Here is a 13506-nt window from a genome sequence, read left to right on the forward strand (position 1 = left end):
ACTACAGCGCTGGCGACACTGCGATAATTGAGAATGTTGGTACGTTTACGCTCAACAGCGACGGCGCTTACACCTTTACGCCGGACGAAAACTGGAACGGCAGAGTTCCGACCATCACCTATACGATCAGCGATGGGGAAGGTGGCACGGATTTCGCCAATCTCACCATCACGGTTGATCCAGTCGATGACCTGCCGGAGACTGTTGGTACGATTGAGGATCAAGCGAACAATGACGCTGATGCCATCACTTCGCTTGATGTGAGCGGTTTCTTCAAGGATGTTGATGGCGATACGCTTACCTATAGCGCCACGGGGCTGCCTAAGGGACTAACGATTGATCCGAATACGGGCATTATCAGCGGCACCATTGATCCATCCGCAAGCCAGGACGGTGTTGGCGGTGCGCATAGTGTGACGATCACGGTCAGTGATGGCACCAGCACTGTCGATCAAACCTTCACATGGACTGTTTCCAATCCTGCTCCGACCGCCAATGATGATGCTGTAAGCACTGACGAAGATACGCCTGTGAGCGGCAATGTGCTGCTTGATAGCGCAGCAGGCGATGTGGCTGACACTGATCCAGACGGTGATACGCTTGTTGTCACGCAGTTTGTGATCAATGGAACCAACTACAGCGCTGGCGACACTGCGATAATTGAGAATGTTGGTACGTTTACGCTCAACAGCGACGGCGCTTACACCTTTACGCCGGACGAAAACTGGAACGGCAGAGTTCCGATCATCACCTATACGATCAGCGATGGGGAAGGTGGCACGGATACCGCCAATCTCACCATCACGGTTGATCCCGTTAATGACGCTCCAGTGATTGCTGGGGGAGACCAGGACGGCACAGTGATTGAGGCAGGTGTTGTCGATGACAACACACCAGTTCCTGGCAATCCGACCGCGACAGGAAGTTTTGACGCATCCGATGTCGATGGCGATACGCTTAGCTGGAGCGTGCTGGGCACTCCTGATCAAACCTACGGCACCTTCACTATCGATGCTGTAACAGGGGCTTGGTCCTATACGCTCGACAATTCGCTGAGTGCTACTCAGGCTCTGAACGAAGGCGATAAGGTTGAGCTGAGCTTCGACGTTGAGGTGATTGACGGGAAGGGCGGAACCGAAACCCGAACAGTCTTCATTACAATTAACGGCACCAACGATGCACCGGTTGCAAATGCCGACACCGGATCAGTGTCGGAAGCAGGCGTTCAGGACGGTGGTAACGATCCGATAAGTGGAACTGCCACTGCAACCGGCAACGTGTTAACGAATGATACTGACGTTGATGATGGTGAAAAGGCCACACTAGCTGTAAATGAAGTCAAGTTCGGCGATGTTGTTGGAACGGTGGGTTCGAGCATTCAGGGAACCTATGGAACCCTCACGCTGAATAGCGATGGCAGCTACACCTATGAACTTGACAATACCTCGACACAAACTCAATCCCTGAAGCAAGGCGAGCAAGTTACCGAGACCTTCACCTATACTGCGGTCGACGTTAACGGTGCGACAAGCAGTAGCACCTTGACCATCACAGTCACCGGCGCCAATGATCGTCCGGTGATCACGTCCGGAACTGCTGAAGCAAGCGGCGAAGTGACAGAGCAGGGAACAGAAAATCCTGATCAAAGCAATGTAGTCGGCGGAACATTGACAGCGTCTGATGTTGATAAGGATGCGACGTTGACCTGGAGCGTCGTCACGGCCAACGGGAAGTATGGCACAATGGGCATTGATCCTCAGACGGGTGAGTGGACTTATACGCTCGACAATAGCCGGGATGCGACGCAAGCGCTAAATAATGGTGATAAGGGAACAGAAACCTTCACAGCGGTGGTGACCGACGAACACGGAGCTTCTCGTGACCAAGTCATTACAATTACTGTGAATGGTAGCAACGACAACATCATAGGGCGCGGCGATGAAACGATAAATGTCCTTGAGGACGGCCTTGCTGAAGGATCGCTGCAAGATTTCGTATCTGACGTTGATAACGAAATCATTCTGACTGGCTTTTCGGTGGATGCCGATGGGGACGGTATCGCTGAGTCGTATGCCCCAGGCCAAACAGTTGAACTGAAAAACGGCACGGATGTCCTTGGCTCTCTGATCATCGAAAAAGATGGGAGCTATAGCTTTAAACCCGCTCCGAACTACGGCGGAAATGTCCCAACTGTCACTTACACCATGGCAGAAAGCGGCGGTGGCAAGTCCGTTACGCAGACGCTTGACTTCACGATCACCAAGGTTGCCGATGCCCCTGAGCTTGAGGCAAACAAGAACGTCAATACCGACGAAGACACAGCAGTTACGCTTGGCCTGAAGACACCTGTTATCACCGATACAGGCACAGGTACGGATAACAATGATAATCCAGAGCGCCTGGGTGAAATTACTCTGACCATAAGTGGCGCAGGCGCCGATGGCGTAACGCTTTCTACGGGTGCGAAAACGCTTACGCCAGTCGATGGTAAAATCACCATCGTCTTGTCTGATGTATCTCATGTGAATGACGTGCCTGCTGCGGACGATGCTCGAGGGATTTATCATCTGACTTCCGCTGAGTATGCCGCACTTGGGGCAAACCCACGCGCTGAAAGCGGCAATAATTTTACTGTAACCGTTAGCGCGACCAGCTATGAAGTTGATGCCAGCGGCGGCAAGATCGCGGGCGTGGCGGGAGCGTCCAGCACGCAGGTCATCAATGTTGATGTTCAGGCAGTAACCGACGGGGCGGAGCTTGAGAGCGATGTCACGACGCTTACTTTTGCTGAGGACAGCAAAATCGATTTGTCGAGCCATCTCACCGCGGCTTTGACTAGTATCGATGCGAATGCTGGAAACGACACTGACGGTAGTGAACGTTATTCTTATACTGTCAGCGGCTTGCCTGCGGGATCGATCGTAACCATCAATGGATCGAATTACACCGTTGGTGCGAGCGGCTCTGTCACTTCGCCTGAAACCAGCACGTTCGCAACGGCACCGAATATTTCCATCACGCCACCACGAGATTTCAGCGGTGATATTAAAGATGTCGTAATCACGCTTAATACCCGTGACACAGACAGTGATTCAGCAGGTATTCCAGCGACCGTAACGAGCAGTGTGACAATTGATCTGCGGGTTACTCCTGTTGCTGGTGATGTCACTGCGACGGACAGTAAAACAGCGGAAGATACGGCTGTTCACTTCCTTGCAGGTGTAGCTGTCACTGATACGGGTACTGCAGCCGGCTCCGAAGTCATCAACGAAGTCACATTTGAAGTTCCCACCGGTTGGACCGTTGGGACCCCTGATGCATCGGCAGGTTGGAGCTACAATGTTTCTGGCACCACTGCAACGATCACATTTGATGGTTCATTGAGCCAAACTGATCGAGAAGCTATTCTTGATGCCTTCACGATTACGCCGCCAGCGCATAGCAGCCTGGATGCCACGATCAAATTGTCTATCACCAGCACCGATACCAATGGTTCTGATAGCGATACCAAGACAGTTGATCTTGACGTGAAGATCACCGTTACGCCTGTGGCTGAGCGAACCGACAGCGACAGTGATGGAAATGGACAAAACGACGTCACCATGAATGGCGATCACGCCTATTCTGTTGCGGGTCAGGAAGATGCCTGGTTTGCACTTGGTAGCAATTACACAGGTGCATCGAATACCAGTGGCGGCTTCGCAGATCTGCAGACGGCTTGGTCAAATGCAGATCCGGATGAGTTTACTTATGCTGTATTGACTCCGACGCTTTCATCTGACACGTCAACCGATACAGTCATTGGTACTGAATTCCGTTATTCAACAGATGGTGGTGCTACCTGGCAGACGCAGATCTATGTCGGCGAACCAGTCTGGGTACCATCAACCTATCTCAACACGCTGCAGGTTAAGCTACCGGCTGATGTTTCGGGTACGCTCACTATTAAAGTGCAAGCGGCAACGGTAGATTATGATGATGATCGCGAGGTATCCACACTTCCACTTGATCCTCCACATGAAAGCGGTGATGGTGTTAATGTAAGTGTCAGCGGTGAAGCTACGCTTTCTTTGATCAAGTTTGAACCTGTTGCCGATGAAGTAACCATGGCGCTCAACGCTCGCGCTACGGGTCTTGAAGATACGGCAATCCCGCTCTCGATCAAAACGACGAGTTCGGATGATTCTGAAACCTTCAACGTCACCATCTCGGGCATTCCTGCTGGAGCCGTAATCACCTACAACGGTGAAAAGCTGACTGTCAGTGGCGGTGCGGTTACGATCGTTGGTTTCAACAATAGCTACCCAATGACCGTCACACCGCCGCTTAACAGCAATGATGATTTCAAATTGACTGTGAGCGCGGTTTCGGTCGACGGAACGTCAACATCTGCGCCTGTTTCCCGCACGATTGATATTGCGGTTACCGGTGTCGCCGATAATGCCTTAATCACACTGCCAAATGTTGCCTATATCACGACAGAGGCAGCACTCGATGCAGGTGCACACAAGGTCCAGCTGTCCAACATCATTACCTCGGTCGCGTCTAGCGACACCGACGGATCGGAAGTCACCACGCTTCGCATCACCGGACTTTCAGAGAATTTCTCGTTAACCGGCGCGACAATGGTCGTCTCGGGCACCGGGACCGACAGGATCTGGATGGTGTCGGCAAGTGACCTTTCAAAAGTATCCATTGTTGTTCCTGAGAATTTTAGTGGGACGGTGAACGTGAAGGTCGCTGGTGTTACAACTGAAAACGATGGCGATTCTCGCACAGGCCCTCTCACCGATGTCAGCTTCACGGTTACTCCGTCGCCGGAGGCACTGATCACATCAACTGCCACCCTTATCGAGGATGAAATCTCCCTGCTCAATCTGGTAATCATTCCGCAAAACGGTGATACAGATGAGAAATTGGGCAGTATTTTCATTCCGGTTGATTACGACGCGAGCAAATTTACGCTCTATGTAGGCGAAGCAGAAATTTCAGCAGCGAACCTTGAAACGAAAGAAATTGAAGGGAAAACCTACTATATTGTCCCGTCCGATCAGATCGATAGTCTGGGCGCGAAGGGTGCCGCCAATCTTGACGGTGACCTTGGCAAGTTGGATTTCCTTTACGAAGTGATTGATCCATCAACTGATGGAACTTTAACTGCCGTGACTGAAGTGAAGAATGGCTCGCTTACAATTGACGCACTGCCAGTAACCGATGCAGTCGATGCATCGATTACGGCGATCACCATGGATTCTGCCACTGGTACAACTTCTGATGAGGTTGCCGGTGACAATGCAGAACCAGACACAGCGACCGTTAGTACCAGCGGCACATTGACTGTAAACCTGCATGTGAATTCGGAAGATACAGATGGAAGCGAGCATCTCGTCCGGGTGGTTATTGAGGGTGTTCCTGATGGTGTCACCGTCAATGGCGCGTCCCAGATTGGTACAGGCTCGTGGCTGCTTATCTATGATGGTGCGGACGCAAAATCGATCGGCACTGGCGGCATCGACCTCCCGGTCGAGTTCATTGTCGGAAAGGGCGTGTCTAACAGCTCATCGACCATCACAATGACTGTGCTTGCGCAGGACGAAGGCCAGAACGCCAATTCGCCTGCCAACATCGAAACTGATTCTGTCAAATGGAATCTCAAGGTAGATCTGAGCGATGGCCAATCTTACCTGGCTCCAGTTATTGACGAATGGAGCTATAATGGTGCGCAGGGGACGGAAGACACTTCGTTTACTCTGGATGGTGTTGTTAATGCTAAGGTCACGGCCAGTGATGCGACTGTAGCTCATAGTTACACTGTCACACTCACTAATCTGGCGCCAGGCACAACCGTAGATGGTATGATCTTTACCACTATCAACGGCGTGCCGACCTGGTCTGCAACCGTCGTTGTGCTTGCAAATGGTGACAGTCAGGCCGCACTTGATGGAATGCTCGCCGGTATCAAAGTCACGCCGCCGCTTAACAGCAATGACAACAATGCGGCGTTCAATTTTGACGCTAAGTTGACGGCTGCAGCAGTGGGTGGCACCAGCACACAAGCAGATACCCACGCCGACATGCCTATTACTCCGGTCACTGACGAGCCGACGGTAACCATCGACGTTCCTGACGTTGCAGAAGGAGAAACCAGTGTTACTGCAACGATTTCGGCTTTCGATGTTGCAGACGGCACTTCAGGAACAATTGTTGACGGCAAGCTTTACGTTCAGGTTTCGACCAACGGAAACGACAATGGCACGCTCACAGACGGTGAAGGCAGAACGCTCACATTGAGCGACATCAGCGGTGTAAATGGCGTGCCGGATGGCAATTATTACGTCGTTGAGATTGGCACTTCGGGTGGCTCAACCGAGCTGACCTATACAGCGCCTGAAGGATCCGTTCTCCAGCCTGGCAATGTAACTTTCTCAGCCTGGGCACAGGCAAAGGAAAGTGGTGCATCAAATACCGCAGCCGCTTCGGCCTCCAGCACTGCTGAAATCGAGATTATTAACAATGGCGTCACAGTGGAAAGCCAGCCAGTCAAAGGCAAGGAGAGCAACACTTCAGAAAAGACCAACGCGATCGAGTTGACTGGTCTCGCTATTGCTCTCAACGACGATGATGGTTCTGAGGCGGTCAAGTCTATTCTGTTGTCGGGCGTGCCAGTGGGCTTCCTGCTTTATGTCGGTTCAAGTGCAGGGGATGCAACTGTTGCTTCCCAGGCTTCAAACGCCGGTGGCGATGGCAGTACGAATACCTGGCTCATTTCTTCTGACGGTACAATGCCTGCCTATGTTGCAATCCTACCAGCCCCACATTGGAGCGGAACGCTTACGGATATTGCACTCGTCGTTGAATCGGGTGAAGATAGCCTGTCTGCGACCCGGGTGGATACTGTGCCACTTAAACCAGTGACAGTTGAAGCGGTGGCTGACGGAATAACTATCGATCCGACCTTGTCATTTGGTAAGGAAGGTCGCATCATCAGCTTGAACCTGAATGCGGCCATGGTTGATGCGGCTGCTGCGGTTGCAGGTGTTAAGGATGCAAGCACCGAGAGCGCAACCTTGAAGCTGACCGGTCTTGGTGCGCATGCAGCCTTCTATATCGGCGGCGAGCTTATCGATGCAGAAAATGGTGCGATATCGATCGCTTATGATCAACTCACCAACGCCTATACGATCACTGGCTTGTCGCAGGACGATCTCGATAAGCTTGGTTTTGTTCAAGCCGCATCTGCGCTTTCTGATCAGGATACATCCACAGCGGGTACGCAGATTCAGGTTGAAGCATGGACCGTTGAAAGTGCAACAGGAGTGGAATCGCAGCATGTGACCGACACGCTTACACTTGCGGTAACACCCACAACAGCCACAACAGGTGACGACACCTTTATTTGGAGTGGGGCCAACATCAACGGCCGAGCCGGTTCCGACACCGTTGCCCTGCGCTTTGGCGAAGATCTCAGTGGGGATGATCTTAAGCAACACCTTAAGAATATCGAGATCATTGATCTGGGAATTCATGGAACAAATGCAATCACAGATCTGACCCCTGATGATGTTAAGGCCATCACTGATGCAAACCATATCCTGACTATCAAAGGCACGTCGGAAGATTCGCTCTCGCTTTCTGGAAACTGGGTACTGCAGTCAGACGGATCTTATACAGGGACGGGTGAAAGTGGAACGACGGTCACTCTAAAGATTGACGGCGTGACGATTGATAGTCACCAGGATTCTGTGGCATCAAGTTCTGACCATTCGAGCCTGTTCTCCTTTGCAATGGCAGAAGACAGTGAAAGCTTCGGTCTGGCGTCGATCGACACACAGACTTCTACAGCACCTGCTGTAGAGCAACAGGCGCTGCTCACAGTAGATGACGTGCTGTTTTCTGATACAGGGCACGATGCGATGTCCGCTATCCTGCCTGAGGAGAACGACGCTAAACCGTTTTCGTCAGACACCGGTAGTGGTGGTTCCGACTTTGTTGACCTCAGCATTCCGATGACGGCACCTTCGCTAGAAGACGAACTTCGCTCGGCCGTTCACTACGAGGTCTGACATTGTGAAAGTCGCTCCAAACCAATCTGGTCGCGCTCCCTTCGGGGTGCGCACCAACCGAGGATGGATCGAATCCGTAATGCGCGTCGCAACGCATTACGGAATGGCTATCTCTGTGGAACGCATTAAACTTGACATGGCTGCGTCCACAGATGAGGACCGGTTGGGTACACTTGCGCGTTCGGTTAGTCTGTCCATCCAAGAGATTGAGGGGGCTTCAGCTCTATCGGGTGTCAGGCTCCCACTGCTTGTCGAGTTCAGTGGCGGCGAAGTCGGCGTCATTGAACGGGAAACCGCCGAAGGGTTCGTGGTAATTCTTGCCGGTGAAAAGGGGCTAATGACCCCCTTCTCGCGCGAGGAATTGGCTAAGCGCCTGCGACGGCTGTTTGTGATGCGCCCATTATCATCGCGTCGCGATAAGAGAATTGATGATTATATCGCTCCATGGCGGCCTGACTGGCTGCGCAGTATTGCCCTTGCTGACTTAAAGCCCTATCGCGCAGTGATGGCGGCTTCCCTGGTAACCAATGTATTGGCACTGGCCGGCACGATTTTTTCGATGCAAGTGTATGACCGGGTCATCCCCGGACAATCGATGAGCACACTCTGGGTTTTGTTCATTGGCGTTATGATGGCGATCCTGTTTGGGATGGGTATGCGGACTGCTCGAAGCCGGATTACAGATATTGCGGGAAAAGCAGCAGACCTGCGGATCTCAGATCGGGTGTTCGGCCACGCACTTCGTATTCGTAATTCCGCACGACCGCGTTCCACAGGAACCTTTATTTCGCAGATTCGCGAGCTTGAACATGTACGCGAAATGCTGACGTCCACCACCGTGGCAGCGATCGCGGATGTTCCATTTTTCCTGCTGTTTTGCGTATTGTTTTTTTACATAGCCGGCTCTTTGGTCTGGATACCTCTTTTGGCGATGGTTCTGCTGGTGGTGCCGGGACTATTGTTACAAAAGCGGCTTCGGCGGCTGGCTGAAACCAACACCCGCGAATCGTCGCTGCGTAGCGCGATGCTGGTTGAAGCCATCCAGGGGCTTGATGATATCAAGTCGATGCAGGCTGAAACGCGGTTCCAGAACCTTTGGAACCATTATAACGAGACCACGTCTGGTTCATCAATGGAGCTGCGCGATCTTGTTAACCGGTTGTCATCATTTGCACAGACAGTTCAAGGTGGAGTTTTTGCGGTTGTCGTCTTCTTCGGTGCACCAATGGTTATGGCCGGTGAATTAAGCACGGGTGTGCTTGTTGCAGCCTCTATGCTTTCTTCAAGGATGCTGGCTCCACTGGCATCGGTAACGCAAATCATCAATCGCTGGCAACAGGCGCAGGTTGCGCGCAAGGCACTTGACGGCCTGATGGCTCTTCCCGTCGATGCCCCTCAGCAAGAGCAGCGAATACATAAGCCTACCATCAGCGGTGCATTTCGCATCAAGGACGCGATATTCGGCCATAACCCGGAAACGCCCGTTCTTAAAATTGATGAGCTTACTATCGCGCCGGGCGAGCGCATCGCCATTCTGGGACGAAACGGTGCAGGTAAATCCACGCTCCTGTCTGGTCTTGCTGGTCTTTTGGAGCCCCTGACAGGGGAGATTAGAGTCGACGACATCGTTATGGGGCTCATTGATCCAACAGACGTCAGGCGTGACATTGGGTTGATGGGGCAGGGCGCTCGACTGTTTCACGGAACACTGCGCGAGAACCTTACGCTTGGCGCGCCTATGGCAACCGACGAGGATGTCCTTGGTATTCTCGAGAAAATGGGGCTGGTGGATTTTATCAATCGGCTCCCTGAAGGTTTGGATCATCTGGTTCAAGAAGGCGGGCTCGGATTATCTGGCGGACAAAAGCAAGGCCTGTTGCTCGCACGGCTCCTGCTTAGGATGCCACGTGTCCTGCTGCTGGATGAGCCAACAGCCTCCTTTGATGAAGTCTCGGAGGCGGCCGTTATTCATGTGCTTGGCCAATTGGGACGCAATGTTTCGGTGATTGTTGCGACACACCGTCCCGCAATCCTGCGTATTGTTGATCGGCTTATCGTGGTCAATAATGGTGTGATTGCAATGGACGGGCCCAAAGATAAGGTTCTCAGCCAGTTACGATCCGGAAAGGCTGCCGCATGAGCCTGCCGCTTAACACCACAGCTGAACGCGTAACCGCGCGCTCGGAAAGTCGATTTGTCTGGCTTGTATTCTTGCTGCTCGCCCTGTTCCTTGCATGGGCCTGGTTTTTTCCGCTTGTTGAAGTCTCAAGCGGCCAAGGAACCGTTGTTCCCAGTTCAAGAGAACAAATTATCCAGTCGCTCGATGGCGGGATTCTGACGCTAATTTCTGTCAAGGAAGGTGATATCGTCGAACGCGGACAGATTCTTGCACAGCTCGATCCTACTCGCACTGCGTCCAATGTTGAGGAGGCGGCTGCGAAGTTTCACGCCTCCATCGCTGCCGCCGCGCGCATGCGCGCCGAGTTGGGCGATCTGGATGAAGTAGTCTTTCCGCAAGAACTGGCTGGCGATGAATTCGCACAGTTGCGTGCCAACGAGCTCGCTCTGTTCAAATCCCGTCGTGAGAGCCTGCATGAATCCCTGTCTGGCTTGACAGAGGGCCTCGAACTTACCCAACAGGAGCTTGCAATAGCGGAAAAGCTTCAGTCCACTGGAGCGACCAGTAGGGTTGAAGTGATCAAACTGCGACGCGAAGCAGCGCAGACGAAGCTCGAAATTTCGCGATTGCGCGCCGATTTGCGGGTAAAGACAGGCGAAGAATTGCAAAAGATAAATGCCGAGGCAGAGGTGCAGGCATCGATCATGCGTGGTCGGGCGGATCAGCTTGATCGTCTGGTGTTCCGAGCACCAATGCGCGGTATTGTGAAAGACATTGCTGTTACCACAATTGGCGGTGTTATTCCGGCTGGAGGACAGCTGATGACACTCGTTCCGATGAATGATCAACTCCTCATTGAAGCGCGTATATCACCGCGTGATATCGCTTTCATTCACCCAGGACAGGACGCTCTGGTTAAGGTCTCGGCCTATGACTATGCCATTTTTGGTGGTCTTGCTGGTGAAGTTGTAACAATATCGCCAAATACTGTGCGCGATGAGGTCAAACAGGATCTGGTGTTTTATCGCGCCTATATTCGAACCCACGAAGACTTTCTGACCAACAAGGCCGGTGCCCGGTTTCCAATCGTTCCAGGCATGATTGCAACCGTCGATATTCGCACCGGCGAGAAGACAGTTTGGCAGTATCTTATCAAGCCGTTTAACCGTGCACAGGAGGCACTCCGTGAACGTTAAAGCTGTATCACCAATCAGTTCCTTACCAACACTACCAATAAACTCTATCTCGAAAATGAGGTCCGATATGATAAAATGGCTAGGTGCGCGCGCCACATTCCTGCAACTCTCCACAGTTGCCCTTGCAATATTTTATCTTTCACCCGCTCAAGCTCGTGATACTCTCAATGAGGTTGATCCTCGCGCGGGCTTTTCCTCGGTATCAAAAGTATATTCCGATATGGACAAGCGTTATGTTCGTATCGGCATGCCGCGCGACCTCGCGCAAGTTCGTCGCATTTCGGTCGGTCAGTCACAGGAGGCGCTACAGGCGGTATTAGGGCGCGCTGCTCATCGCAACAGCGATGGATCACTGGAATTTAATCTTTCGCTGCCGCTTGTCGGTCGTGACCGTTTAATTTGTCAATATCGCGTTTATTTTGACGGCACAGGTAAGGTATCGCACGCAGCATGGCGGCGTCCACAATGCGCTGATTTGGTCGCAGGAAAAAGAAACTGAAGTCCAAATGATGCCTTTTCAAGCTCCCCTGAAAAAAATCCGTCAAGCGGCAATGTTCATTACTAGCGGTATCCTGCTTTCAGGATGCGTTGGTTTACCTGCAGCCGATGGCACGGAAGCGATTATTATCGAGAAGGCATCTGTCATGCCGGCTTTGACGCCTGTCAAAGGTGCAAAGATAGATGCAGTCGCTCGCAATGGGCTTCTCATCAATCCATCTGTGCGCGAAGCCGCAAGCGTGATTTCCGCAAGTGCGGATCAGGTAAGAGTACAACGGGCCGCACTTTTCCCAGGTCTTTCTGTTGCTGCTGGAGCTGGCGTCGGTTCTGGAAGCACTGGAAAACCTGGTGTGGACCTCACTGGTTCGCAGCTACTGTTTGATGGCGGTAACTCCAAGCGTGCCGTAAAGTTGGCTGATTTTGATCTTCAGATCAATTACATTGCATTCCAGAAAACGGTAGACGATTCGCTTCTGGAAATTTTAAAAATTTATGCCGACGTGCAGATGAAGAGCGAGTTGCTCGACGTCTACAAAAGCCAGCTCAAAGCTCTTACCGAGCTAGACAAACTCGTTGCAGAACGCGCTACAAACGGGGCTGTTTCATCAAGCGACCACCTAGAAACTCGCAAGCGAGTGCAATCGGCTGCATTTCTTGCAAATGATACCCAACTCGAACTCGGCGAGGCAAGGGACCGTCTGACATTATTGACAGGCACGCCGCAAGGCGGACGGGTCGTTATATCTACCCAGTCTTGTAAGGGACGAGGCGAAACCGACGATATGCGTATGATCCGTCTGTCACAGGCTCGTGCCCAAGTCGCCCTGGAAAAGGCTGAAAAGGAAGTCACTCCACGTATTGCACTGCAGCCTGTTGTCGGTGGAGAACTCGGCGTGAACAAACTACCGCTGGGGCTAAACGTTGATGTCCGGTCTGATTTTTTGCAGGGCGGTGCGCTTACAGCAAGAGCAAATGTCGCGCGAAACAATTTAGCTGGAACTGAAGCCAAGCTCGCATTTGTGCAACTGCAAGACAATTTGAAAGAGACTGCGCTCGCGCGTAGTCTTGCGGCTGGTGAGATGAAATCGACAATGCTCAAAAAGCAGATCGAATTGCTTAAAAAGACGAGAGTGCTTTATCGAGAGCAATACTTTGACATGGGTACACGCCAACTTTCTGATTTGCTTGATAATGAAGAAGAGTATTATGGTCGGCAGGCTGAGCTTGCGAAGCTCCGCACCGAAATGAGTTTAACCCAAGTGCAATGCGCCATCCGAAATCGTAGCTTGCGCGAAGAACTTAAGATCAACGGCAACAGTATTCACGGTTATCCCTTGTCATCAGAATTGATTTAGGAAACAGATACCTAGATTGAACCCGTGGCAGTTGATTGCCGCTGAGAACTGACGGAATGGACGCTCCCTCCCAACGGCATCGCAATGTGCCATAGTGATGTTTGCAGCAACGTCACTCAGACGAGAGAGCCTCCATGAAGGAAGTTAGCATTGTCGGCCTCGATTGTGATTAAGCATGGAATAAGGACCCCATTTAAGGGGTTATCGGCATCCAAACGGGACCCCTTATTTAAAGGGTAACATGACCTTCGATTTCAATCGGAGGTTTTCTATTG

The 13506-nt window shown here is 52.0% G+C and carries 5 protein-coding genes; all 5 read left to right on the forward strand.

The features are described 5' to 3' along the window. Positions 1 to 8063 (forward strand): cadherin-like domain-containing protein (locus tag ABE530_RS18725; RefSeq protein WP_499695578.1); only part of this gene is annotated, 8063 nt, incomplete at its 5' end. Between the two features lie 46 nt (positions 8064 to 8109). Beyond that, positions 8110 to 10203, forward strand: a complete 2094-nt coding sequence (locus ABE530_RS18730; protein WP_499695582.1) for a type I secretion system permease/ATPase — start codon at positions 8110 to 8112, stop codon at positions 10201 to 10203. Continuing rightward, a complete protein-coding gene (locus tag ABE530_RS18735) occupies positions 10200 to 11378 on the forward strand; it encodes a beta-barrel domain-containing protein (RefSeq protein ID WP_499695579.1) in 1179 nt (392 codons plus the stop codon). Before ABE530_RS18730 ends, ABE530_RS18735 begins: the two co-directional genes overlap by 4 nt. Beyond that, entirely contained in the window at positions 11368 to 11877 is a 510-nt protein-coding gene (locus tag ABE530_RS18740) for a hypothetical protein (protein ID WP_499695580.1), read from the forward strand. The genes ABE530_RS18735 and ABE530_RS18740 overlap by 11 nt, the downstream gene beginning before the upstream one ends. Next, positions 11798 to 13231, forward strand: a complete 1434-nt coding sequence (locus ABE530_RS18745) for a TolC family protein (RefSeq protein WP_499695581.1) — start codon at positions 11798 to 11800, stop codon at positions 13229 to 13231. Before ABE530_RS18740 ends, ABE530_RS18745 begins: the two co-directional genes overlap by 80 nt. Positions 13232 to 13506 lie beyond the last annotated feature (275 nt).

This window comes from Brucella sp. TWI559, assembly GCF_039674265.1.
Taxonomy (GTDB): domain Bacteria; phylum Pseudomonadota; class Alphaproteobacteria; order Rhizobiales; family Rhizobiaceae; genus Brucella; species Brucella chromiisoli.